The organism is Enterobacter cloacae complex sp. P43RS (genome assembly GCF_014930585.1).
Taxonomy (GTDB): Bacteria; Pseudomonadota; Gammaproteobacteria; order Enterobacterales; family Enterobacteriaceae; genus Enterobacter; species Enterobacter bugandensis.
Map to the genome: position 1 here is coordinate 127,724 of NZ_JADBRJ010000005.1, position 23,998 is coordinate 151,721.

The 23,998-nt window shown below is 56.9% G+C and carries 26 protein-coding genes and 1 pseudogene; 19 read left to right on the forward strand and 8 right to left on the reverse strand.

Features of this window, described 5'->3' with window-relative positions:
- Window positions 1-2 precede the first annotated feature (2 nt).
- The 7 genes from potG to IM294_RS12105 all read left to right on the forward strand — a co-directional run bounded on the left by potG (window position 3) and on the right by IM294_RS12105 (window position 6,881).
- The gene (gene potG / locus IM294_RS12075; protein WP_045630953.1) at window positions 3-1,136 is read left to right on the forward strand and encodes a putrescine ABC transporter ATP-binding subunit PotG; all 1,134 of its coding nucleotides are present in this window, start codon (window positions 3-5) and stop codon (window positions 1,134-1,136) included.
- Between the two features lie 9 nt (window positions 1,137-1,145).
- Window positions 1,146-2,099: a putrescine ABC transporter permease PotH gene (potH, locus tag IM294_RS12080; protein ID WP_041910674.1), complete on the forward strand. Its 954-nt coding sequence runs from the start codon at window positions 1,146-1,148 to the stop codon at window positions 2,097-2,099.
- Window positions 2,096-2,941, forward strand: a complete 846-nt coding sequence (potI, locus tag IM294_RS12085) for a putrescine ABC transporter permease PotI (RefSeq protein WP_028012508.1) — start codon at window positions 2,096-2,098, stop codon at window positions 2,939-2,941. Before potH ends, potI begins: the two co-directional genes overlap by 4 nt.
- 65 nt (window positions 2,942-3,006) lie before the next feature.
- On the forward strand, window positions 3,007-3,480 hold the full coding sequence (locus IM294_RS12090; protein ID WP_028012509.1) for a YbjO family protein: 474 nt from the start codon (window positions 3,007-3,009) through the stop codon (window positions 3,478-3,480).
- Between the two features lie 40 nt (window positions 3,481-3,520).
- Entirely contained in the window at window positions 3,521-4,648 is a 1,128-nt protein-coding gene (gene rlmC / locus IM294_RS12095; protein ID WP_126817718.1) for a 23S rRNA (uracil(747)-C(5))-methyltransferase RlmC, read from the forward strand.
- Window positions 4,649-4,720: 72 nt separating this feature from the next.
- Complete coding sequence (locus IM294_RS12100) at window positions 4,721-5,428, forward strand: response regulator transcription factor (RefSeq protein ID WP_041912037.1); 708 nt, start codon at window positions 4,721-4,723, stop codon at window positions 5,426-5,428.
- Complete coding sequence (locus IM294_RS12105) at window positions 5,412-6,881, forward strand: ATP-binding protein (protein WP_126817716.1); 1,470 nt, start codon at window positions 5,412-5,414, stop codon at window positions 6,879-6,881. Before IM294_RS12100 ends, IM294_RS12105 begins: the two co-directional genes overlap by 17 nt.
- Before the next feature lie 75 nt (window positions 6,882-6,956).
- On the opposite strand, the gene artJ is transcribed toward IM294_RS12105, so the two are convergent.
- The 6 genes from artJ to IM294_RS12135 all read right to left on the reverse strand — a co-directional run bounded on the left by artJ (window position 6,957) and on the right by IM294_RS12135 (window position 11,483).
- Window positions 6,957-7,688 carry an arginine ABC transporter substrate-binding protein ArtJ gene (gene artJ / locus IM294_RS12110; RefSeq protein ID WP_015571008.1) on the reverse strand — a complete coding sequence of 244 codons (732 nt, stop codon included), beginning with the start codon at window positions 7,686-7,688 and terminating at the stop codon, window positions 6,957-6,959.
- Between the two features lie 179 nt (window positions 7,689-7,867).
- The gene (artM, locus tag IM294_RS12115; protein ID WP_028012513.1) at window positions 7,868-8,536 is read right to left on the reverse strand and encodes an arginine ABC transporter permease ArtM; all 669 of its coding nucleotides are present in this window, start codon (window positions 8,534-8,536) and stop codon (window positions 7,868-7,870) included.
- Entirely contained in the window at window positions 8,536-9,252 is a 717-nt protein-coding gene (artQ, locus tag IM294_RS12120; protein WP_028012514.1) for an arginine ABC transporter permease ArtQ, read from the reverse strand. The genes artM and artQ overlap by 1 nt, the downstream gene beginning before the upstream one ends.
- A gap of 6 nt (window positions 9,253-9,258) precedes the next feature.
- The gene (artI, locus tag IM294_RS12125) at window positions 9,259-9,990 is read right to left on the reverse strand and encodes an arginine ABC transporter substrate-binding protein ArtI (protein ID WP_008500032.1); all 732 of its coding nucleotides are present in this window, start codon (window positions 9,988-9,990) and stop codon (window positions 9,259-9,261) included.
- 19 nt (window positions 9,991-10,009) lie between these two features.
- Window positions 10,010-10,738, reverse strand: a complete 729-nt coding sequence (gene artP / locus IM294_RS12130) for an arginine ABC transporter ATP-binding protein ArtP (RefSeq protein WP_008500030.1) — start codon at window positions 10,736-10,738, stop codon at window positions 10,010-10,012.
- Between the two features lie 226 nt (window positions 10,739-10,964).
- Window positions 10,965-11,483 (reverse strand): lipoprotein, encoded by a 519-nt coding sequence (locus tag IM294_RS12135; protein ID WP_126817714.1) that lies wholly within the window; start codon window positions 11,481-11,483, stop codon window positions 10,965-10,967.
- A 97-nt stretch (window positions 11,484-11,580) separates the two neighbouring features.
- Here IM294_RS12135 and IM294_RS12140 point away from each other — a divergent pair, with 97 nt between their 5' ends.
- From IM294_RS12140 to IM294_RS12150, 3 genes are all read left to right on the forward strand, one after another.
- Window positions 11,581-11,904: a heavy metal-binding domain-containing protein gene (locus IM294_RS12140; RefSeq protein WP_028012516.1), complete on the forward strand. Its 324-nt coding sequence runs from the start codon at window positions 11,581-11,583 to the stop codon at window positions 11,902-11,904.
- A complete protein-coding gene (locus tag IM294_RS12145; protein ID WP_126817712.1) occupies window positions 11,901-12,731 on the forward strand; it encodes an N-acetylmuramoyl-L-alanine amidase in 831 nt (276 codons plus the stop codon). Before IM294_RS12140 ends, IM294_RS12145 begins: the two co-directional genes overlap by 4 nt.
- Window positions 12,732-13,003: 272 nt before the next feature.
- Window positions 13,004-13,627 carry a helix-turn-helix domain-containing protein gene (locus IM294_RS12150; protein WP_028012518.1) on the forward strand — a complete coding sequence of 208 codons (624 nt, stop codon included), beginning with the start codon at window positions 13,004-13,006 and terminating at the stop codon, window positions 13,625-13,627.
- Here IM294_RS12150 and IM294_RS12155 read toward each other — a convergent pair whose 3' ends face one another.
- Window positions 13,628-14,266 carry a hypothetical protein gene (locus IM294_RS12155; RefSeq protein ID WP_126817710.1) on the reverse strand — a complete coding sequence of 213 codons (639 nt, stop codon included), beginning with the start codon at window positions 14,264-14,266 and terminating at the stop codon, window positions 13,628-13,630.
- Window positions 14,266-15,831: an ExeA family protein gene (locus IM294_RS12160; protein WP_063154608.1), complete on the reverse strand. Its 1,566-nt coding sequence runs from the start codon at window positions 15,829-15,831 to the stop codon at window positions 14,266-14,268. The genes IM294_RS12155 and IM294_RS12160 overlap by 1 nt, the downstream gene beginning before the upstream one ends.
- A 301-nt stretch (window positions 15,832-16,132) precedes the next feature.
- On the opposite strand from IM294_RS12160, the gene gspC reads away from it, so the two are divergent.
- The 9 genes and pseudogenes from gspC to IM294_RS12205 all read left to right on the forward strand — a co-directional run.
- The gene (gspC, locus tag IM294_RS12165) at window positions 16,133-16,864 is read left to right on the forward strand and encodes a type II secretion system protein GspC (protein WP_126817708.1); all 732 of its coding nucleotides are present in this window, start codon (window positions 16,133-16,135) and stop codon (window positions 16,862-16,864) included.
- 13 nt (window positions 16,865-16,877) lie between these two features.
- A complete protein-coding gene (gene gspD / locus IM294_RS12170) occupies window positions 16,878-18,812 on the forward strand; it encodes a type II secretion system secretin GspD (protein ID WP_048959671.1) in 1,935 nt (644 codons plus the stop codon).
- 14 nt (window positions 18,813-18,826) lie between these two features.
- On the forward strand, window positions 18,827-20,305 hold the full coding sequence (gene gspE / locus IM294_RS12175; RefSeq protein ID WP_006809432.1) for a type II secretion system ATPase GspE: 1,479 nt from the start codon (window positions 18,827-18,829) through the stop codon (window positions 20,303-20,305).
- On the forward strand, window positions 20,305-21,513 hold the full coding sequence (gene gspF / locus IM294_RS12180; RefSeq protein WP_045261802.1) for a type II secretion system inner membrane protein GspF: 1,209 nt from the start codon (window positions 20,305-20,307) through the stop codon (window positions 21,511-21,513). Before gspE ends, gspF begins: the two co-directional genes overlap by 1 nt.
- 3 nt (window positions 21,514-21,516) lie before the next feature.
- Entirely contained in the window at window positions 21,517-21,966 is a 450-nt protein-coding gene (gspG, locus tag IM294_RS12185; RefSeq protein ID WP_028012525.1) for a type II secretion system major pseudopilin GspG, read from the forward strand.
- Window positions 21,966-22,451 (forward strand): type II secretion system minor pseudopilin GspH, encoded by a 486-nt coding sequence (gspH, locus tag IM294_RS12190; RefSeq protein WP_028012526.1) that lies wholly within the window; start codon window positions 21,966-21,968, stop codon window positions 22,449-22,451. Before gspG ends, gspH begins: the two co-directional genes overlap by 1 nt.
- Window positions 22,444-22,821, forward strand: coding sequence for a type II secretion system minor pseudopilin GspI (gene gspI, locus IM294_RS12195; RefSeq protein WP_028012527.1), 378 nt, complete (start codon window positions 22,444-22,446; stop codon window positions 22,819-22,821). Before gspH ends, gspI begins: the two co-directional genes overlap by 8 nt.
- Entirely contained in the window at window positions 22,818-23,453 is a 636-nt protein-coding gene (gene gspJ / locus IM294_RS12200) for a type II secretion system minor pseudopilin GspJ (RefSeq protein ID WP_063154599.1), read from the forward strand. Before gspI ends, gspJ begins: the two co-directional genes overlap by 4 nt.
- A pseudogene (locus IM294_RS12205) lies at window positions 23,450-23,818 on the forward strand (type II secretion system minor pseudopilin GspK); the annotation flags it as partial. The gene gspJ and the pseudogene IM294_RS12205, both read left to right, overlap by 4 nt.
- Window positions 23,819-23,998: the final 180 nt, after the last annotated feature.

The window sequence follows — 23,998 nt, forward strand, 5'->3', positions numbered from 1 at the left end:
CCGTGAATGACGCGATCCCCCGCCCGCAGGCGAAAGTCCGTAAAGCGCTGACCCCGCTTCTTGAAATTCGTAACCTCACCAAATCTTTCGATGGCCAGCATGCCGTGGACGACGTCAGCCTGACTATCTATAAAGGCGAAATATTCGCGCTACTGGGCGCATCGGGCTGCGGTAAATCGACCCTGCTGCGTATGCTGGCCGGTTTTGAACAGCCTACCGCCGGGCAAATTATGCTCGATGGCGTGGATCTCTCCAGCGTGCCGCCGTATCAGCGCCCGATTAACATGATGTTCCAGTCCTACGCGCTGTTTCCGCACATGACGGTGGAGCAAAACATCGCCTTTGGCCTGAAGCAGGACAAGCTGCCGAAAGCCGAAATCACCGCGCGCGTGGCCGAAATGCTGAGCCTGGTGCATATGCAGGAGTTCGCGAAGCGTAAGCCGCACCAGCTTTCCGGCGGTCAGCGTCAGCGCGTGGCGCTGGCGAGAAGCCTGGCGAAACGCCCGAAACTGCTGCTGCTCGACGAGCCGATGGGCGCCCTGGATAAAAAGCTGCGCGACCGTATGCAGCTCGAAGTGGTCGATATCCTCGAGCGCGTGGGGGTGACCTGCGTGATGGTCACCCATGACCAGGAAGAGGCCATGACCATGGCCGGGCGTATCGCGATCATGAACCGCGGGAAGTTCGTGCAGATTGGCGAGCCGGAAGAGATTTACGAGCATCCGACCACCCGCTACAGCGCGGAGTTCATCGGCTCGGTCAACGTTTTTGAAGGGCTGCTGAAGGATCGTCAGGAGGATGGTCTGGTCATCGAATCACCGGGGCTGCAGCATCCGCTTAAGGTCGATCCTGACAGCTCGGTGGTGGACAACGTGCCGGTCTACGTGGCGCTGCGCCCGGAGAAGATCATGCTCTGTGACGATCCGCCTGCCGATGGCTATAACTTTGCCGTCGGGGAAGTGGTGCACATTGCCTATCTGGGCGATCTCTCTATTTACCACGTGCGCCTGAAAAGCGGACAGATGCTCAGCGCGCAGCTACAGAACGAACATCGCTACCGCAAGGGGCAGCCGACCTGGGGCGACGAAGTGCGCCTGTGCTGGGACGCGGACAGCTGCGTCGTGCTGACGGTATAAGGAGCGATCATGAGCACACTTGAACCTCCAGCCCGCGTCAAAAAACCGGGCGGCTTTGCCCACTGGCTGACGCGCCTTAAGATGAACCACGGCCGCAAGCTGGTAATCGCCATGCCTTACGTGTGGCTGATCCTGCTGTTCCTGCTGCCGTTCCTGATCGTCTTTAAGATCAGCCTGGCGGAGATGGCGCGGGCGATCCCGCCATATACCGATCTGTGGGAGTGGGCCGACGGGCAGCTGACGCTGACGCTGAATCTGGGCAACTTCCTCCAGCTCACCGAGGATCCGCTCTATTTCGAAGCCTATCTGCAGTCTCTGCAGGTGGCGGCGATCTCGACGCTCTGCTGTCTGGTGATGGGCTACCCGCTGGCGTGGGCCGTGGCGCACAGCAAGCCGTCGACGCGTAACATCCTGCTGCTGCTGGTGATCCTGCCGTCGTGGACCTCGTTTCTGATACGCGTTTACGCGTGGATGGGGATCCTGAAAAACAACGGGGTGCTGAATAATTTTCTGATGTGGCTTGGGGTTATCGATCAGCCGCTGACCATCCTGCACACCAACCTTGCGGTCTATATAGGCATTGTCTATGCCTATCTGCCGTTTATGGTGCTGCCGATTTACACCGCCCTGACGCGCATTGACTACTCGCTGGTGGAAGCCTCGCTCGATCTCGGCGCGCGTCCGCTGAAGACCTTCTTCAGCGTGATTGTCCCGCTGACCAAAGGCGGAATCATTGCCGGGTCGATGCTGGTGTTTATTCCGGCGGTCGGGGAGTTTGTGATCCCGGAACTGCTCGGCGGGCCGGACAGCATCATGATTGGCCGCGTGCTGTGGCAGGAGTTCTTCAATAACCGCGACTGGCCGGTGGCGTCGGCGGTGGCGATTATCATGCTCCTGCTGCTGATCGTCCCGATCATGTGGTTCCATAAGCATCAGCAGAAACAAATGGGAGATCGCGGATGAACAACTTACCGGTAGTACGCTCCCCGTGGCGCATTCTGATCCTCGTTATCGGCTTCACCTTCCTGTATGCGCCGATGCTGATGCTGGTGATCTACTCGTTCAACAGCTCTAAGCTGGTGACGGTCTGGGCGGGCTGGTCGACGCGCTGGTACAGCGAGCTGTTCCACGACGACGCGATGATGAGCGCGGTGGGGCTGAGCCTGACCATTGCCGCGCTGGCGGCCACGATGGCCTGCGTTCTGGGCACCATCGCCGCGCTGGTGATGGTGCGCTTCGGGCGTTTTCGCGGCTCAAACGGTTTCGCCTTTATGATCACTGCCCCGCTGGTGATGCCGGACGTCATTACCGGCCTGTCGCTGCTGCTGCTGTTCGTGGCCCTGGCGCACGCCATCGGCTGGCCGGCGGATCGCGGCATGCTCACCATCTGGCTGGCGCATGTCACCTTCTGTACCGCGTATGTGGCGGTGGTGATCTCCTCGCGCCTGCGCGAGCTGGACCGCTCCATTGAAGAGGCGGCGATGGATCTCGGCGCCACGCCGCTAAAGGTCTTTTTCATCATTACCCTGCCGATGATTATGCCGGCGGTGATCTCCGGCTGGCTGCTGGCGTTCACGCTCTCCCTCGACGATCTGGTTATCGCCAGCTTTGTCTCAGGGCCGGGCGCGACGACGCTGCCGATGCTGGTCTTCTCCAGCGTGCGCATGGGGGTGAACCCGGAGATCAACGCCCTGGCCTCTATCATCCTCGGCGTGGTCGGAATTGTCGGATTTATCGCCTGGTATTTGATGGCGCGCGCGGAAAAACAGCGCGTGCGCGATATCCAGCGTGCAAGACGCGGCTGAAGGATTTAAAATTTCCGGTGATGTGCCGCGCATGACGCGGCACTGTTTTTCAGGGAAGTAAAACATTGGGATTAGTAAAAAAATCACGTATTACGCACGCCCGTCCTAACGTTCCTGCGCTGGTTCAGGTGGCGGCGCTCGCCATTATTATGATCCGCTGCCTGGACGTGCTGATGATTTTGAATACGCTGGGCGTGCGCGGCATCGGGGAATTCATTCACCGCAGCGTGCAGACGTGGAATCTGACGCTGGTCTTTTTAAGCAGCCTGGTGCTGGTGTTTATCGAGATCTACTGCGCGTTTTCGCTGGTCAAAGGGCGAAACTGGGCGCGCTGGGTCTATCTGCTCACGCAGGTGACCGCCGCCAGCTATCTGTGGGCCGCCTCGCTGGGCTATGGCTATCCTGAGCTGTTCAGCATTCCGGGCGAGTCGCGACGTGAGATTTTCCATGCGCTGGTCATGCAAAAACTGCCGGATATGCTGGTGCTCTGCCTGCTTTTCGTTCCGGCGTCCAGTCGGCGGTTCTTCCGCCTGCAATAATGTGTATAATCGCAGCCCTCGTTTTCCTTAAGGTTTTCATATGCAGTGCGCACTCTATGACGCCGGACGCTGCCGCTCCTGTCAGTGGATAGAACAGCCGGTTTCTCAACAACTCACCGCCAAAATGGCCGACCTGCAACAGCTGCTGGCAGCGCACGCGGTGGGCGAGTGGTGCGCACCCGTCAGCGGCCCGGAGCAGGGCTTTCGCAACAAAGCCAAAATGGTGGTCAGCGGCAGCGTTGAAAAACCGCTGCTGGGGATGCTGCACCGCGACGGCACGCCGGAAGACTTAACCGACTGCCCGCTCTATCCCGCCTCGTTTGAGCCGGTCTTTGCCGCACTGAAACCGTTTATCGCTCGCGCGGGGTTAACGCCTTACAACGTTGCCCGCAGGCGCGGCGAGCTGAAGTACCTTCTCCTGACGGAAAGCCAGATCGACGGCGGCATGATGCTGCGCTTCGTGCTGCGTTCGGAAGCCAAGCTGGCGCAACTGCGCGCGGCGCTGCCGTGGCTGCAGGAACAGCTTCCTCAGTTAAAGGTGATTACCGCAAACATTCAGCCGGTGCATATGGCGATCATGGAAGGGGAGAAAGAGGTTTTCTTCACCGACCAGCACGCGCTGGCGGAGAGCTTCAACGGCGTGCCGCTGTGGATCCGCCCGCAAAGCTTCTTCCAGACCAACCCGACCGTGGCAAGCAGCCTGTACGCCACCGCCCGCGACTGGGTGCGCGCGTTAAACATCCATCATATGTGGGACCTGTTCTGCGGCGTGGGCGGTTTTGGCCTGCACTGCGCCACGCCTGAGATGCAGCTCACCGGTATTGAGATCTCCGCCGAAGCGATTGCCTGCGCAAAGCAGTCCGCTGCTGAGCTGGGGTTAACCAATCTGCACTTTCAGGCGCTGGACTCCACGCAGTTCGCGACCGGGCAGGGCAACGTGCCGGAGCTGGTGCTGGTTAATCCGCCGCGTCGTGGGATTGGCAAATCCCTCTGCGACTATCTGAGCCAGATGGCACCCGATTTTATCGTCTACTCCAGCTGCAATGCGCAGACCATGGCGAAAGATATCGCTAATCTGCCGGGCTACCGCATTGAACGCGTGCAGCTTTTCGATATGTTCCCGCATACCGCGCATTATGAAGTCCTGACGTTGCTCGTGAAATCTTAAACAAAATGTGAACTCTGCCCGCCCATAAAATCAGGTAAGCTTACGTCATAAGAGATGAATAAAGGTTTACCCATGAAGCAGATCCTGCTGGTGGAAGACGACCACGATATCGCGGCGCTTCTGCGGCTCAACTTAGAAGACGAAGGCTACGCCATCACCCACGAGCCCGACGGGGGCAACGCCCTGCAGCGCCTTGAAAAACAGCCGTGGGATGCGGTGATCCTCGACCTGATGCTGCCCAACGTTGACGGCCTGGAGATCTGCCGCCGCATCCGCCAGATGACCCGCTACCTGCCGGTGATCATCATCAGCGCCCGCAGCAGCGAAACCGATCGCATCACCGGGCTGGAAACCGGCGCCGATGATTATCTGGCAAAACCCTTTTCAGTGCAGGAACTGATTGCCCGCATCAAAGCGCTGTTCCGCCGCCAGCAGGCGATGGGGCAGGCGCAGGCTGACGGGCAAATTCAGGCCCACGGCCTGACGATCGATCCTCTGGCGCGCAGCGTGCTGCTTCACGGCCAGGTGGTGGATCTCACCCCGCGCGAATTCGAACTGCTGTACTTCTTCGCCCGCCATCCCGGCGAGGTGTTTTCCCGTCTGGCGCTGCTGGAGCAGGTGTGGGGCTATCAGCACGAAGGCTACGAGCACACCGTCAACACCCATATCAACCGCCTGCGCATCAAGATTGAGAAGGACGCCGCCGAGCCGGAGATAATTCGCACCGTCTGGGGCAAGGGCTATAAATTTGCGGAGCCAAACCATGATGCGCCGCTTTAGCCTGAGCCAGCGCCTGACGCTGCTGTTTGTCCTGCTGATGATGCTCTGCGCTACCGTCGCCTGCGCGGTACAGCTCTACAGCAGTATGCAGTACGGCAACGCGATGGTGCAGCGGTTGTCGGGCGGCCTGGCGCAGCAGATCGTCCAGCGGGAACCGATTCTGGACGCGCAGGGCAGGGTTGACCGCACCGCGCTGAAGCCGCTGTTCGACCGTCTGATGACCTTCAACCCGAGCGTTGAACTGTACGTTATCTCGCCGGACGGCGAAATACTGGCCGATGCCGCACCGCCGGGCCATATTCAGCGGCAAAAAATCGACCTGGCACCGGTTCAGACCTTCCTGAGCGGTACCGCCATACCGGTACTGGGCGACGATCCGCGCAGTCAAAATAAAAAAGTATTCAGCGCCACGCCGCTGCGGGAGGACGGCGAGCTTAAGGGCTACCTGTACATCATTTTGCAGGGCGAGGAGTCGAACGCGCTGGCGGAAATGGCCTGGCATAAGGCGCTCTGGAGCACGGTGCTCTGGTCATTGCTGTGGGTCGCGCTGTTTGGCCTGCTGGCGGGACTGCTGGTCTGGTACTGGGTGACGCGTCCGGTTAAGCGCCTGACGGAAGAGGTCACCGGCCTGGAGCAGGACAGCATTAGCGCAATCAGGCTGCTCGCGGCACAGCCGCCGGATGCCGCGGCCAATGACGAAGTGGCGCTCCTGCGCAACAGTTTCATCGAGCTGGCGCGGAAAATTACCCGCCAGTGGGACCAGCTGGCCGACAGCGATCGCCAGCGCCGGGAGTTTATCGCCAACATTTCGCACGATCTTCGCACGCCGCTGACCTCGCTGCTGGGCTATCTTGAAACCCTGTCGCTCAAATCCGCCACCCTGACGCCGCAGGAGCACCAGCAGTATCTCGCCACCGCGCTGCGTCAGGGACAAAAGGTACGACATCTTTCCCAGCAGCTTTTCGAGCTGGCGCGCCTCGAGCACGGCGGCATCAAACCCCAGCGCGAACGGTTCGCGATGGGAGAGCTGATTTCAGACGTGGCGCAGAAGTTTGAGCTTACCGCCCGCACGCGCGAGGTGAATCTGCATATTGACGTGCCGGGCCCCTTGCCGCTGGTCAATGCCGATGTGTCGATGATCGAGCGCGTGGTGACCAACCTGCTCGATAACGCGATGCGTCATACGCCCACTGGCGGGGAAATTCGTCTGGCGGTCTGGCAGGAGAATGAACGGCTTCAGGTCGAAGTGGCAGACTCCGGAACGGGTGTGGATGCCTCGCTGCGCGACGATCTGTTCCAGCGGCCTTCGGCGCTGAATACCCAGGCATCGCGGGAGAACCGCGGCGGGTTAGGGCTGTTAATCGTTAAGCGAATGCTGGAGCTGCACGGCGGCGGGATCAGGCTGATGGAGTCCGTGAGCGGGGCGCGGTTCAGGTTCTTTGTGCCGCTGTGAGAAATTGCCGGGTGGCGCTGCGCTTACCCGGCCTACAGACCACCCCCGTAGGCCAGACCACCCGGCAAAAAGAGATTACTGCGGGAACCACTGCTCGCTGATTTTCTGGTACGTGCCGTCTGCTTTAATCGCCTTAAGCGCGCCGTTCAGTTTTTCCAGCAGGGCTTTGTTATCCGGGCGTACCGCGATGCCGAGGCCTGTACCAAAGTACTGTGGGTCGGTCACTTTCTCGGTCGCCGTACCCAGCTGCGGGTTGGTTTTCAGCCATTCGTTCACTACCGCGGTGTCGCCGAATACGCCATCGATACGGCCATTTTTCAGGTCGATAATCGCGTTCTGGTAGCTGTCATAGGCCACGGTTTTCACTTCAGGATGTTTGTCCTGCAGGTATTTCTGGTGCGTGGTGCCATTTTCCATCCCGATGCGTTTGCCTTTCAGCTCGTCAAAGGACTTATAAGCCCCTTTCTTCGCAATCACCACCGCCGAGTTGGCGTAGTACGGGTCGGTGAACGCCACCTGCTTGCTGCGCTCCGGCGTGATGTCCATCCCGGAGATCACCGCATCGTATTTCTTGAATTTCAGCGACGGGATCAGGCTGTCGAAGGCATGGTTGGTAAAGGTGCAGTCGGCCTGCATCTGCTTGCACAGGGCTTTCGCCAGGTCGATATCGAAACCGACGATCTGATTGCTGGCATCCAGCGATTCAAACGGCGGATAGGTGGCCGAAACGCCAAAATTGATCTTATCAGCAGCGGATGCGCCAGCGGCGAAGGTGGCGAGTAGTGCGGCCAGAACTAACTTTTTCATTGTAATGCTCCCGTCTGTCTATCTTGTCATTATGCGCCGTGTCTGCGGCATGGATGTACAATGCCAGTTAATGAATTTATATGCAATAAATATGATTAAATATTATATGTGGTATAAAAAAAAGCGGATAAGCCATCGGGTTATCCGCTCTGGTAATTACGTTTTATGCACTCGCGTGATTAATTTCTGCGCTCAAACGCTAACGCTTTACGCTCAATCAGTCGCATCATCAGCGTCAGCAGACCGTTCACCACCAGATACACCACGCCGGCCGCGCCGAACACCATCACGTCATAGGTGCGCCCATACAGCAGCTGCCCGTGACCCATCACTTCCATCAGGGTGATGGTGTAGGCCAGCGAGGTACTTTTGAACACCAGCACCACTTCGTTGGAGTAAGAGGAGAGCGCGCGCTTAAAGGCGTACGGCAGCAGGATCGCCAGCGTGTCTTTTTTGCTCATGCCCAGCGCCCCGCAGGACTGCCATTGTCCTTCCGGGATGGCACGGATCGCCCCGTAAAACAGCTGGGTGGTATAGGCCGCGCTGTTCAGCGAAAGGGCAATCAGAGCGCAGAGCCACGGCTCGGAGAGCAGGTGCCAGATAACCGGATACGCCTGCAGTGACGGGAACTGGCCCGGACCGTAGTAAATCAGGAAGATCTGCACCAGCAGCGGCGTACCGGTAAAAAGGGTGATGTAGCCGCGCACGATCCACACCAGCACCGGCGTTTTCAGCGTCAGGATGATGGTGAAGATGAGCGCCAGGATCAGCGCCACAATGATGGACGCCACGGTCAGCGTCAGGCTGGTGTGCAGCCCTTTCATCAGCTCCGGGAAATATTCAAGCATCAGCCTGGTCTCCGTTCAAAGCGCGTCGCACGCAGGTCAATACGCTTGAGGATGTACTGACTGAGCAGCGTGATTACCAGGTAGATAGCCGCCGCCACGATGTACCAGGTAAATGGCTCCTGAGTACGGGTGGCGATGCTTTTGGTTTGCAGCATCAAATCGTTCACGCTGATCAGACTCACCAGCGCGGTATCTTTCAGCAATACCAGCCACTGGTTGCCCAGGCCCGGCAGGGCGTGGCGCCACATCTGCGGCATCACCAGACGGAAGAAGATCGCTGCTTTCGACATGCCCAGCGCCTGACCGGATTCCCATTGCCCCTGCGGTACCGCTTTCAGCGCACCGCGCAGGGTTTGCGACGCGTACGCGGAGTAGAGCAGGGAGAGGGCAATCACGCCGCAGAGGAACGGGCTGACGTCAAAGTTGTCAATCTGCATCTGCACCGGTATCTGCGCAAAGCCGAGATTGATCGTGAAGCCGTCCGACAGCGTGAGCAGCAGCTGTGAGGAGCCGAAATAGATGAACAGGACCACCAGAATTTCCGGTAGCCCACGCAGTACGGTGACCAGCGCGGAGCCCGCCCAGGCGACGGGGAACCATTTTGCTGATTCCCACACCGCAAAGAACATCGCCAGCACCAGGCCGATAATCAGTGCGCAAACGGCAAGGCCGACGGTCATCCCGGCGGCGCTTGCTAAAGGAAAAATTTCATTCATCAGGAATTACTTCTGGAACCATTTTTTGTAGATGGTTTCGTAGGTGCCGTCTTTCTTCACTTTTTCCAGCGCAGCGTTGAATTTCTGCTGCAGCTCGGTGTTGCCCTGACGAACGGCAATCCCCAGACCGGTACCGAAGTAATCTTTATCGGTCACTTTGTCGCCCACTGGCGCCAGCTTGTCGTTGGCTTTCAGCCACTCGGTCACGACAGCGGTATCACCAAATACGCCGTCGATACGGCCATTCTGCAGATCCAGCTTCGCGTTCTGGTAGCTGTCGTACGGAACGGTGGTGATTTCTGGATGTTTATCCATGATGAACTTCTGGTGCGTGGTGCCGTTCTGCACGCCGACTTTCTTGCCTTTCAGCTGATCGACAGAGGTGAATTTACCTTTCTGACCAATAAACAGGGCGGAGTTGTCGTAGTAAGGGGTGGTGAACAGCACCTGCTTTTCGCGCTCAGGAGTGATGTCCATACCGGCCATGACGGCGTCAATACGGCGGAACTTCAGGCTTGGGATCAGGCTGTCGAACGCCTGGTTGCTGAAGGTACAGGTTGCGTCGATCTCTTTACACAGGGCGTTTGCCAGGTCTACGTCGAAGCCAACAATTTTGTTGTTCGCATCAATGGACTCAAACGGAGGGTAGGAGGCTTCCGTGGCGAAACGAATGGTCTGGGCTGCGGTAGCGGAAAGGGTAACGCCAGCAAGCAGCACGGCAAGTAATACTTTTTTCATTATATTTCCCCTGACACAATCAATGAGATAAATAGTTTTTGAAGGCATCGGTTTGCGGGTTCGCGAAGCAGCTCGCGTCACCTTGCTCAACGATATACCCGTTTTCCATGTAGACCACACGGCTGGCGGTTTTACGCGCCACTTCCACTTCGTGGGTAACAATGACCTGCGTAATATTGGTTTCCGCCAGCTCGCGAATGATGCTGACGATCTGGGCGGTGATTTCCGGGTCCAGCGCCGCGGTCGGCTCATCAAACAGCAGTACCGCGGGCTCCATCATCAGCGCGCGGGCAATCGCCACGCGCTGCTGCTGACCCCCAGAGAGGTGCAGCGGATAGCGGTCGCTGTAGGGCTTAAGGCGCAGACGCTCCAGCAGCTTTTCAGCACGCGCGATGGCCTGATCTTTGCTTAACCCCAGCACGCGGCACGGGGCTTCAATCAGGTTTTGCAGCACCGTCAGGTGCGGCCAGAGATTGTATTGCTGGAAGACCATGCCGACGTTTTGACGCAGTTCGCGTATAGCTTTATCTGACGGGGTTTTCGCGAAATCAAAATGGTTACCGGCGATAGCCAGCGTACCGGAACGGGGCATTTCAAGCAGATTAAGGACGCGCAGAAGGGAGCTTTTGCCTGCACCGCTTGGGCCAAGTAAAACCAGCGTTTCGCCTTCCGGGCAGTTCAGCGTGATGTCAAACAGCGCCTGGTGTGCGCCGTAGAAGCAGTTAATGCCGTTTAGTTTAATACTCATCGGGGCAGTCTTTACTCATCCAGGCAATCTATAGCAATTGAGGCCGCAGATAGTACCGTTGACAGAATAGTTATGCAATATTTCTGCGTTAAAAGTTAAATATAACCCGCATTTCCTCTTAAACATAGCACAAAATAGCGAACGGCAAGGTCGGCGAGTATAAATGTCGGCATTCCGCGTGAAATGCCGGACATTTTACGGGGGTAACATTTTTATCACTAATGATCTAGCGGTTCTCAATCGACTGGCGCAGCGTGCCGGCCGGGGCATGAACGCTGCCGCCGATATAGCGCACATCGTCCACCGCCCAGCACTGGCCTTCACGGATCATCAGCACTTCGTCCTGCCAGGTTTGGGTTCCCTGGGTCAGCTTCACGCGCAGCGGAATGTTCCGCGCATCGGTGTTCGGGATGGTTGACGCGCTGGCCACCTCGGCGCTGTCCGGCAGCGTGCTGCGGCTGGAGAACGGATCGGATTTCAGCAGGGCGTTATGCTGCGGATCGCGAGTCGCATCGTTGAGCAGTTTTGCAAGATTATCGCTCAGGTACGGGCGCAGGGCGGTGAGATCATTTCCGCGATGCTGAATGCGGTAATCATAGAACTGTTGCGCCACGGTATCCGGGCCGCCGTCTATGCAGGGGCCGCTGCGGGTACCGATATCCTTAAAGGCTGGCGTGACCGTGGTAGTACAGGCGCTGAGCACCAGCGCGCAGGGCACTAAAAGTGTTAAAGCAGAGTAGCGCATGTTGATTTCCTTATTTATTAACTATCCTTTCAATCATAGCGTAACGAACCGATAATGCTGTTGCTAACGCATTGAACGCTAAAGAAGGAGAGAAAGTATGCAGTTTTCAACAACGCCAACCCTGGAAGGACAGACCATTACCGAGTATTGCGGCGTGGTCACCGGCGAAGCGATTCTGGGCGCGAACATTTTCCGGGATTTCTTTGCCGGGATTCGTGACATCGTCGGTGGACGCTCCGGCGCGTACGAAAAAGAGCTGCGTAAAGCGCGCGAAATTGCGTTTAAGGAGCTGGGTGAGCAGGCCAAAGCGCTGGGCGCAGATGCCGTTGTAGGAATCGATATTGATTATGAAACCGTCGGCAAAGATTCGAGCATGCTGATGGTGAGCGTAAGCGGCACGGCGGTGAAAACCCGTCGATGAAGCGCTCGCTTTCAACGCTCCTGCTGGCGATGTTGCTGGCAGGATGCGCCCAGGAAAAAGGCATTGTTGATAAAGGTGCCTACGAGCTGGATACCCACCATCAGGCGCAGGCGGCCTACCCGCGCATAAAGGTGCTGGTGATCCACTACACCGCCGACGACTTCGACACCTCGCTGGCCACGCTGACGGACAAAAACGTCAGCTCCCACTATCTCATCCCTGCGAAGCCGCCCGCACCCGACGGCAAACCGCGCATCTGGCAGCTGGTGCCGGAGAGCGAGCTGGCCTGGCATGCGGGCATCAGCTTCTGGCGCGGCACCAACCGGATCAACGACACGTCTGTCGGCATTGAACTGGAGAACCGCGGCTGGCAGAAGCGCGACGGTGTGAAAGTTTTCGCCCCGTTTGAGCCCGAGCAAATCGCGGCGCTTATCCCGCTCGCGAAAGACATTATCGCCCGGTACGACATCAAACCGCAGAACGTGGTGGCGCATGCTGATATCGCGCCCCAGCGTAAGGACGATCCCGGCCCGCTGTTTCCCTGGCAGGCGCTGGCGAAGCAGGGGATTGGGGCCTGGCCCGATGCCGGGCGCGTGAACTTCTATATCAATGGTCGTCCGCGCTATCAGGAGGTAGATCGTGCAGCCCTGCTCGATCTGCTGATGCGCTATGGCTATGAGGTGCCGGACAACGCCACGGATCAGCAGCAGCAACGCGTTATCACCGCCTTCCAGATGCACTATCGCCCGCAGGTATGGAACGGCGTCGCGGATGTGGAAACGATGGCCATTGCAGAAGCCCTTTTAGAGAAATACGGGCAGGGGTAAACCTTCGGTTTGCGCCCGAATGCGCGTTTTCCCCTTATTTGTGCTTGAGATTAATCTTAAGTACAAACTCAATTCATTTTTAGTAAATTGACTTAAAATTATCCGGATTTAAGATAGACACATAGCTTGCTAAGTAAATCAAAAAAATATTGCTGGCGGCAGGCGTTCTTATTTTCTCCTTGAGCCTTTCATCAGGAAAAGATTGTTGGTTTTCGGTTTTAATACCGCGGCCATGCTATGTCTAATAAATCTAATCTTAAATGGGTATAACAATGTTAAGCATTTACGGTAAAAAATTACGTCCACAACCTGAAATGGAAGCCATTATTTCTGCCACGGAAGGTTTTGAAGAGAAAACCTTAAAGAAATGGCAGAAAATTTCCACGGCTGACTCTCAGTATATTCATATTATCGTCAGCGGCGAAGTCGAATTCCGTCGTGAATCAGACGAACTCTGCATGTTTACCGTCACCGGACAGTGCGTGTTTGGCCTGTCCGCTATTTTCTATCAGTCAGCCCATATGTACGGCCTGGTCCGCGCAAACACCGTGGTACGCAGCATCAAAAAAGAGGCCTTCGCGCAGCTTATGACCGAGAAAAACCTTTGGCCTGAATTGACCAAAGTGCTCTCCTGGTACATCTGCCTGCTGAGCAAACGCGATGATGTTCTGGTCGCCCGTAGCGCCTATTCTGTGGTCCGCGAATTCCTCTACGAAATTAATGAGCTGATTGTTCACCAACAGCGCGATATTAATATTTATGACTATATTCAGGAATATACCAACCTGGCCCGCAGTACCATTATTAAAATCCTCTCCGACCTGAAAAAAGGTCAATATATTGTGGTGGAGAAAGGTCGTCTGCTTAACCTCACCACGCTGCCTGAAAAATATTAACTACTCCAGCCGGTCTCCTTTTTTACTCAAAGGAGACTGGACGTTATCGTTATGCAACAAACTGCTTTGCGATTGATCCTGCGTTTCGTCAACCGGCGGCGCGGGAATTTTGCCTTGAGAATAATCCTGCTCTTGTTCTTTTAACGCCTGCTTAAACAATTCGGCTAACGAAGCATCTTCACTTCCCGACGACGCGGTGGCGTTTTCGTGCGCCTCGGTTCCCGGCAGGGTATCACGCGAGGTATCGTGCCCGGCATCCTGCGGCACGGTGCTGTCAGGGGCCTGTTGCCAGTCAGCATCATCGGTGCTTATCGGCAGATCCTGCATGGGCGGCATCTCTTCCCGTACCGGCGCCGGTTTAGGATGCGGATGCGGGAACGGTTTACTCACGTACACATAATGCATATCGGAAAGCTGCGTTTCCGGTTTAGCGACGCTCGCTTTTACCGGTTCAGGGGCCGGGTGGCGCAAATTCCAGTAAATATGCGCATACAGCCCTGCCATGACCAGGGCGCACAAACCCATTACCCATAAAAAGGTATGACCGCAAATTTTTCTCAGGCTGGGGAGGCGGTACGAAAACCAGACCGCCTCTCCGGTGGTGTAGCTGCGCTGAGCCGCAAGACAGATGGTAGACATTAGGAATGCTTCTCCTGCGTGTTGGCGTCCGGTGTGGCATGCGTGGCCTGAATCAACACGCTCGGCGTGGTATGGGTTTCACGCATTAACTGCATCAGCGTATCTTCCCCTGGAATACCATCCACATGCAGATGCATTTTTTGCTGGAACTCACGGGTGCGTTTCATCATCTCAGCCGTCCAGGTCTGAGCATGGGTTTCAGGCTGGCCAAGAGCCAGACTCAGCGCCTGATCCAGCCAGCCCATGTCTTTCGCATCGCTGGCGGCGCTGATGGCATCTTTGCCTTCCGGCGTCAGGCGATGCAGCTGGGTAAAGTTACCGGTGGCATGCTGGTTAAACCAGCTGCGGCTCACCTGCCAGGTGCGGTTATTCATCAGCAGATCCATCGAGTCATCGCCTACGCGGGCGACAACAGCGTAGTTAAGATGGTTACCGGTTTTGAGTTCACTGACCCACGGATAACCCTCCTGTGCCAGCGCATCCGGTGACGCGTTGCCCTGTTTACACATCAGATTGACCTTCCCGGCGTTCTGACACAGCGCATCATCCGCGGAGGCGTCATACCCCCACATCAGGTACAGCTGGTGCATCGCATCCGGCTGATTAACCACTTCATTGTCGATAACCGGCACGACAGGCGCGTCGGCTTTTGGCTTCTGCTGTTTCCAGCTCGCCGGTACGGGAAGCTGAATCGGCAGTTTTGCATTGATTGAGGCGGTTAAATACCATCCGCAGGCGGCGAACAGAACCGAGGCGAACAATCCCACGGTCGCCAGGCGCTTACCGTGTTTTTTCGCCGGGAGGATCTCGCCTGCCGCCAGGCGTAAATGACGCGGGCTGACCTGCGCTGCACGTTCGGTCCAGGCCGCGAGCATTGACAGGTGCGCCAGTTCATTCAGTTTGCTGATGTTGCCTTTGGTCAGCGCGTGCATCTTGCGCACGCGCGCCGGGGTTAGCGGCGAATTCTCGCACCCGTGTTCTTCACACTGCGCCTGCACATAGCTGAGAAATTCCCGGCAGGTCAGGGGACGCAATGTATGACGGGTATGGGCATATTCGCGAAGTTCAGATGGGTGTAAGAGGGCGGCTTCCTGATCCGCGCTGCCCATCAGCACGATGGACAGACGGAACTCCAGCTCCTGAGCACGCGTAAGCAACATCCCCAGCACCTCACGGCAGGTCTCCTTCATCGCTTCCGCGTGACGGATGACCAGGGTTTTGCTGCGGTTTTTTCCGCCCTGCCACTGATGCAGCACGGCATCCACCGCCTGAATGCGGCTCTTGCTCTCTTTCGTTCCCGGGTTGAGCTTGTACAGCAGGCTACTGGCACTCAGCTTAGGAAACGCGTTGATGGCAATGGCGCCAGGAAGGCTGGCCTTCAGCGCATCGCTGAAGTGGCCCAGCAGCGGTGCGTCGTTGCAAAAGAGCCCGATAATTCCCGCCACCTGGCTTTTCTCTTTCAGCAGGTTGAATACGTCCTGATGATAAGGCACCAGAAAATCGCCGGAGAAACCCGTGATTGTTCTGAATGGCGGTTGTTTAAATTTAAAGTGGCTCTGATACATAACGACTTACCGTCTCTGATTAGGAATAGCAACAGGACGAGAAAGTAAAGCAACGCCACAGGGTGGTCAATTTGCGCACAGGGTAAAAATATCCAGTTGCAATGACCTAACATCCCGATTTTATTTGGTCAATAGTTTTTTTTATTAAAGTTAATGGCGAAGTCGATGGTCGTATTTACGGCAGTTAATTACTATTTTTCACACATATTGGCGCAGCCCGACGCTGCTTATTTCCGCTTTGCTAAAGGCCAGATGAAAAATGAGGTTCTCATTTCTGTCACGGTGGATAACGCCTTGTATTATGTTTGTGCTGTTAATTTTTTGCGGCCAGCAAGGCTATCTGACGTTTAAAGATTATAAAAAAGTTACGAATAAGTTGGCTAAATCTGATGAACAGCCGCTGAAAAATCGTCGTGAAGAAAAGACATTTACTCTGTTCACGGCTGCGGTGCGTCAGGATAACTTACCGGTTGCCGCGAAAGCCCCGCTGGCAGCGGAAATTGAAGGAATTGTCAGCAGTGACGATGCCTGGCTCTCCTTTGCGGTGATTAAAACCCCGGCAGGCCAGCGCAGCTATCGCGAAGGCGAGCCGCTGACCGGTTTTAACGATGCCTTTATTCAGGAAATTAACAAAGACAATGTGGTGGTTAATTATGAAGGTGCTACGCAGGTACTGGCGTTAAATAAGCCTGACTATTTTAAGGGCGGCGTTGATAGCGGCCCGGTAACCAAATCGACGAAAGATGCAGGCGCGGAAAGCGTGCATCTGGATGATTATCTGGTGTTAAAACCGGTAATCGAAAAAGGCCAACTGGAAGGCTACAACATCAATCCAAGGAATGCCTCAGCGTTCTTCAGCCATTCCGGGCTGGAAAAGGGCGACGTGGCTGTGAAAGTCAACTCTGTCGATATGACCGATGAAGCAAAGGCAAAAAGTATTATTGCCAACTGGTCGAAAATGAAAGAAGCGGAGGTCGTCGTCAGACGTCACGCTCACCTTGAAAATATTCGGGTTAATGTTCTAAACAATTAACAAGTGTACAGACATGAAGAAATTTCCTTGGGCGTGCGTGGCGCTGACCGCATTGTCGTTATATTCCAGTTCGCTGCTTGCAGCTAACTTTAGCGCGAGCTTTAAAAATACCGATATCCGCGAGTTTATCGATACGGTAGGCCGCAATCTTAACAAAACCATTCTCGTCGACCCGTCCGTTCAGGGCACGGTGTCGGTCAGAACCTATAACGTGCTGACGGAAGATGAGTATTACCAGTTCTTCCTGAGCGTGCTGGACCTGTACGGTCTGTCTGTCATCCCGATGGACAACGGCATGGTGAAAGTGGTGCGCTCAAGCGTAGCCCGCACCGCCGGGGCCCCGCTGGCCGACAGCAAAAATCCGGGCAAAGGCGATGAGATCATCACCCGCGTCGTGCGCATGGAAAACGTGCCGGTGCGCGAGCTGGCGCCGCTGCTGCGCCAGCTGAACGATGCCACCGGTATCGGTAACGTGGTGCATTTTGAGCCGTCGAACGTCCTGCTGTTAACCGGGAAAGCCTCGGTGGTGAACCGCCTGGTGGATCTGGTGCAGCGCGTCGACAGAGACGGCATTCAGCGTCGCGAAATCGTGCCGCTGCGCTTTGCGTCCGCCAAAGAGCTCTCCGACATGTTGAACAACCTCAACAACGAAGAGCAGAAGGGGCAGAACGCGCCGCAGCTCGCCACCAAGGTGGTAGCGGATGACGAGACCAACAGCCTGGTGATCAGCGGTTCGGAAGATGCGCGCATGCGCACCCGTTCCCTGATCCATCAGCTGGATCGCGAGCAGAACAACGAGGGGAATACCCGCGTCTTCTACCTCAAATACGCCAGCGCCACCAAAGTGGTTCCGGTGCTGACCGGTATTGGCGAGCAGCTGAAAGACAAGGCGGGTGCGCCGAAGTCGAAAACCGCCACGGCGGCCAGCGATCTGAATATTAGCGCCGATGAGTCAACGAACTCGCTGGTGATCACCGCGCAGCCTAACGTGATGAACTCCCTGGAGAAGGTGATCGACAAGCTCGACATTCGCCGTCCGCAGGTGCTGGTGGAAGCGATCATTGCTGAAGTGCAGGACGGTAACGGCCTGGATCTTGGCGTGCAGTGGACCAGCAAACACGGCGGCGTGCAGTTCGGCTCAACCGGCCTGCCTATCAGCCAGATTAAAAACGGCACCATGAAGGGGGCAAGCTTCACCGGCCTGGCGACCGGTTTCTTCAACGGCGACTTCGGTGCCCTGATGACCGCGCTCTCCACCGACGGTAAAAACGACATTCTCTCCACGCCGAGCGTGGTCACGCTGGATAACAAAGAAGCGTCGTTTAACGTGGGCCAGGACGTGCCGGTCCTTGCCGGTTCGCAGACCACCAGCGGCGACAACGTCTTTAACTCCGTTGAGCGTAAGACCGTCGGTACCAAGCTGAAAATTGTGCCGCAGATTAACGACGGCGACATGATCCACCTGAAGATTGAGCAGGAAGTCTCCAGCGTTGACAACAGCGCGACGGAAGACGCCAGCCTCGGCCCAACCTTCAACACTCGCACCATTAATAACGAAGTGATGGTCCACAGTGGCCAGACGGTGGTGCTCGGCGGCCTGATGGAAAACGTCACCAAGCAGTCGGTTTCCAAAGTGCCGCTGCTCGGCGATATCCCGCTGGTGGGCCAGCTGTTCCGCTACACCTCGCAGGACACGTCGAAACGCAACCTGATGGTGTTTATCCATACCACCGTCCTGCGTGACGACGACAACTACAGCGCCGCGTCGAAAGAGAAATATGACCAGATCCGCGTTCGCCAGATGCAGCGCGTGGAGGAGAAAAAGCTCGGCATTATTGAGCCAGCGGATAACGCCATTCTGCCCGCGTTTCCGTCTGCCGACACTAAGACGGCCACCCATGCCGCACCGGTGAAAACCAGCGCGACACGCAATCCGTTTAAAGAGTAAGGCGGAGGGGCAACGTGGACGAACTGAGTAAAACACTGTGTAGCAGCAGCTACGCAAAAGATAACGGCGTTTTATTTTATAACAATGACGTCTATATCCGTGATGACACCCCGGCATTTGCACTGCTGGAAGTGCGCCGGGTGCTGGGACGCGCGTTCGTCCCGGTCACCCTCACGCCGGAAGCGTTTGACGAGATGCTGGCCAAAATCTGGCAGCAGAGCAGCGGCGTCTCACAGCAGCTGGTGGACGATATGGACGCCGATATCGACCTGATGGCGTTAACCGAGGAGATCCCGGATAACGAAGATCTGCTCGATAACGACGAAAACTCGCCGGTGATCCGCCTGATCAACGCCATTCTCGGCGAGGCGGTGAAGGACGGCGCGTCGGATATTCATATCGAAACCTTTGAGCGCACGCTGAGCATTCGCTTCCGCGTTGACGGCGTGCTGCGCCCGGTGCTGCAGCCGGCGCGCAAGCTCGCGCCGCTGCTGGTATCGCGCATCAAGGTCATGTCAAAACTCGACATCGCCGAGAAGCGCCTGCCGCAGGATGGCCGTATCTCCCTGCGCATTGGCCGCAAGGCGATCGACGTGCGCGTCTCGACCATTCCGTCCCAGTACGGCGAGCGCGTGGTGATGCGTCTGCTCGATAAAAGCAATCTCAAGCCCGACATCAACAAGCTGGGCCTGATTGATGAAGAGCTGGAGAAGCTGAAAGGGCTGATTGACCGCCCGCACGGCATTATCCTGGTCACCGGGCCGACAGGCTCCGGTAAAAGTACCACCCTGTACGCCATTCTTTCGGCGCTGAACGGTCACGAACGCAACATTCTGACCGTAGAAGACCCGATTGAATACGAGCTGGAAGGGGTGGGGCAGACGCAGGTTAACCCGCGCGTGGACATGACCTTTGCCCGCGGGCTGCGCGCCATTCTGCGTCAGGACCCGGACGTGGTGATGATCGGGGAAATTCGTGACGGTGAGACCGCGCAAATTGCGGTGCAGGCGTCGCTTACCGGTCACCTGGTCATGTCTACGCTGCACACCAACAGCGCCGCAGGGGCGATAACCCGCCTGCGGGATATGGGGCTGGAATCCTTTTTAATCGGTTCATCGTTGCTCGGTGTCATTGCCCAGCGTCTGGTGCGTCGGCTGTGTACGCACTGCCGGACCACCAGTCCGCTGGATGCCAATGAAAAAGCGCTGTTCAGCTTCATGGACGCGCCGCCAAAAGCAATCTACCGCGCGGTGGGCTGTGAACACTGCCGCCAGAGCGGCTATCAGGGCCGGGCCGGTATTCATGAGTTCCTGGTGGTGGACAGCACCATGCGCCGCGCCATTCATGAAGATAAGGACGAAATGTCCATCGAGACGCAGCTCTTTAAGCAGGCTTACAGCCTGCGTGAAAACGGGCTGCTGAAGGTGATTAGCGGCGTGACCTCGCTGGAAGAGGTGATGCGCGTCACCGCCGAGCGTGGGGGGGATGCGTAATGGCCTTCTACGCCTGGACCGCAACGGACGGCGCGGGGAAAACCCAGCGCGGCACGCTGCAGGCCGAGGGGCAAAAGCAGGTTCGCCAGTGGCTTCGCGAGCAAAAGCTGATGCCCGTCAGCATCAACGAAACCCGCGAGGCGGCGGCGTCCGGTAAAGCGAAAACCGGCGCAAAGCTCTCCACGCCTGTGCTGTCGATGTTTACCCGCCAGCTTTCGACGCTGGTCAACGCCGCGCTGCCGCTGGAAAGCGCCCTAAAGGCTATCTCGAAGCAGACGGAGGACAAAAAGCTGGCGGCGATGGTGGTGGAGATCCGCGAGAAAGTAGTGGAAGGCCACACGCTGTTCGACGCGTTTAGCCAGTTCCCGCGCACCTTCGACAAGCTCTACTGCACCCTGGTGATGGCCGGCGAAAAAACCGGCCACCTGGGCGACGTGCTGGAGAAGCTGGCGGAGTACAACGAGCAGCGCCAGAAGATGAAAAGCAAGCTGACGCAGGCGATGGTCTACCCGATTACCCTGACCGTGGTCGCCATCGCGGTCATCAGCATTCTGCTGGTGGCGGTGGTGCCGCAGGTGATCGAGCAGTTCACCCACATGAAGCAGCAGCTGCCGATCACTACCCGCACGCTGATTGCGGTGAGTGATTTTCTGCAGGCGTACGGGATCTACATCGTGGGGATCCTCGGCGGCGGGTTTGTCGGCTTTAAGACCTGGCTGAGAAACGCCAAAAACCGTTTTCGCTGGCACAGCTGGCTGGTGAACGGATCGCCGATCAAAAAGCTGGTGTGCGCCATCAACAGCGCCCGCTACATCCGTACCCTGAGCATTCTTCAGGCCAGCAGCGTGCCGCTGCTGGAGGGGATGTATATCGCGATGGACGGTATCGAAAACCTCTATGCCCGGCAGGTACTGGAGCAGGCCGCTGATACCGTGCGCCAGGGGGCATCGCTCTATGCCGCGCTGGAGCAGGCGAAATTATTCCCGCCAACCATGCTGTATATGATTGCCTCCGGCGAAGAGAGCGGGGAATTAGGCAATTTAATGGACCGCGCGGCGGAAAACCAGGAATCGGCATTGCAGCATCGAATTACATTAACGCTGTCGGTATTTGAACCGGCGCTGGTGGTATCCATGGCGACGATTGTTTTATTCATCGTGTTGTCAATATTACAACCGCTTCTGCAACTTAATAATATGGTAGGTTAAATCATGGCTTTAAAACGTAAAAACCTGGCGCGCCAGGCGGGTTTCACCTTGCTCGAATTAATGGTGGTCATTGTTATTCTCGGCGTACTGGCGAGCATGGTGGTGCCAAACTTAATGGGCAATAAAGAAAAAGCAGATACGCAAAAAGCAACCAGCGATATTGTCGCGCTCGAAGGTTCGCTGGATATGTATAAGCTGGATAACCACCGCTACCCGACAACCGAGCAAGGTTTACAGGCGCTGGTCACCAAGCCTGAAATCGCGCCAATCCCGAACGGCTACCGTGCTGATGGCTATATCCGTCGCCTGCCGCAGGACCCGTGGGGCGGAGATTATATTCTGGTTAGCCCGGGCGAACACGGCGCGGTCGACGTCTTCTCCGCCGGTCCGGACGGTGAAGCCAATACCGCCGATGATATTACGAACTGGTCTCTGGATAAGAAAGAGAAATAATGAATAAACAACGCGGCTTTACGTTGCTGGAAATTATTCTGGCGCTGGTGATATTTGCCAGCTGCGCCATGATGGTGGTGTCAACAATACCTTCACGCAGCGGTGCGGATATATTTGGCCAGCAATTAAAAGCCCTCGTTGATTATGGTTCAGACCGTGCGGTGATGGACGGAAATATCGTCGGGCTGGTCATCACGACGGATAATTATCAGCTGGTGACGCTCGAGGATAAAAACGGCGAACGTCACTGGGTGCCGTTATCCGCCGGGCGTATTACCACCAAAGGCGATTTCCCGGAAGAGATGCACGTTTCGCTCTCGCCCCAGCGCCTTGCCGCCACGGTAAGCGCCGATCCGCAGGTGCTCTTTTTACCGGACGGCGAAATCAGCCGCTTCACGCTGACGCTGCAAAGCTATGACAAACAGCACCATTTCCGCGTTGTGTCGCAAGGCGCTGCGCCTGTATCGGTAGAGAACGATGGCTAACGGCAAAAAGCAAAAGGGGATGACGCTGCTGGAGGTGATGGTCGCGCTGGTGATCTTCTCCACCGCCGCGCTGGCACTGATGAATTCGGTCTCCCTGAACGTGCGTTTCACTCACGGCCTGGCCGACACGTTGCAGGCCAGCTGGGTGGCGGAAAATCAGCTGGCGGAAGCGCAGCTCACGAAAACCGACTTCCCGGACGCCGAGGCGCAGGGGACGGAAATCATGGGCGGGCGCAGCTGGAACTGGCGCAAGCAGCGGGTGAAAACCGCCGACAACGGCTGGGCGAACGCCATTCGCGTCTACGCGGAAGGGGACGACAGCCAGCCGGTTATCGCTTTGCAGATCGTTCCGCCGGGAGAGAGCAAGTGAAAAAAACGCGACGCCAGCGCGGGTTTACCCTGCTGGAGATCATGATTGCCCTGACCATTTTCGCGGTGATCAGCACCCTGGCCTGGCAAATTCTGGACGGCGCAATGCGCACCAGTTCGGCAACCGACGCCAGTGCCGCGAAGCTCAATCAGCTGCAGCGGGCCTGGAATCTGATGGAGCGCGATTTCTACCAGCTGCAGGCGCGCGCCCCGCGTAACGAGCCGGATCTGTTTCGTCAGGTGGATGATGCGCTTGAGCTGACCACGCTGAATGGCGTGAGCGGAACGATCCAGCTGGAGCGTGTGCGCTGGCGCCTGGAAGAGGGGCGTCTGTATCGCGACGTCTGGCCGGTGATTGATGGCCCGGTGGACGCGAAGCCCGATGAAGTGCCGATTGTCAGCGAGGTGAAATCCCTGCAGTGGCGTTTTTATCGTCAGGGCTGGCAGAAAAGCTGGAGCGACCCGGCGCATCTGCCGGACGGCGTGGAGCTGACGCTGACCATGGAAAACGGCGATACCTGGCGCTGGGTCTTCACGACCCCGGGCGATATGCCTGAAGCGGCGGCGCCAGCGCCCGCCGCTGCGCCAGAGACCGCGCCTGCGCCGTTGCCGGCACCGGAAGCAAAATCATGAGTGCATTACGTAAACAGAAAGGGGTAGCGCTGCTGGTGGTGCTGATCCTGCTGGTCATGATGTCGGCGCTGGCCGCCAAAATTAGCCAGCAGTTCTGTCGCAATCTGCAGAAAACCCATTATCAGGTCAGCCAGCAGCAGTTGCGCTGGGCGATGCAGGCGCAGGAGAAGGTGGTGAAAGATCGCCTGCAGACCGACGCCACCGGTGAAAACAAGGCTCTGAACCTGGACGGCGACTGGCACCAGCCGCTGGAGACGCGGGGCGAAGATTACACTGTGGTCAGCCAGGTGGAAGACGCGCAGGACTGCTTTAACGTCAATAACCTGCTGGCCGCAGAGAAAATACCACAGGGGCAAAACGCGCCCTTTGCGCTCAGTGTATCGTAAAAGATATAAGCTACACGGGATTTGGGCTTGTATCTTTTTATGGAGGAATACAACGCAGCAAGACGTTTTTTGTCACGGTTTTCAGGTTGGTTAAATACGCATTACGCAAATAGACTCCATGCTCTCAAGGAAGACATGGATTATTACGTTACGAATAAA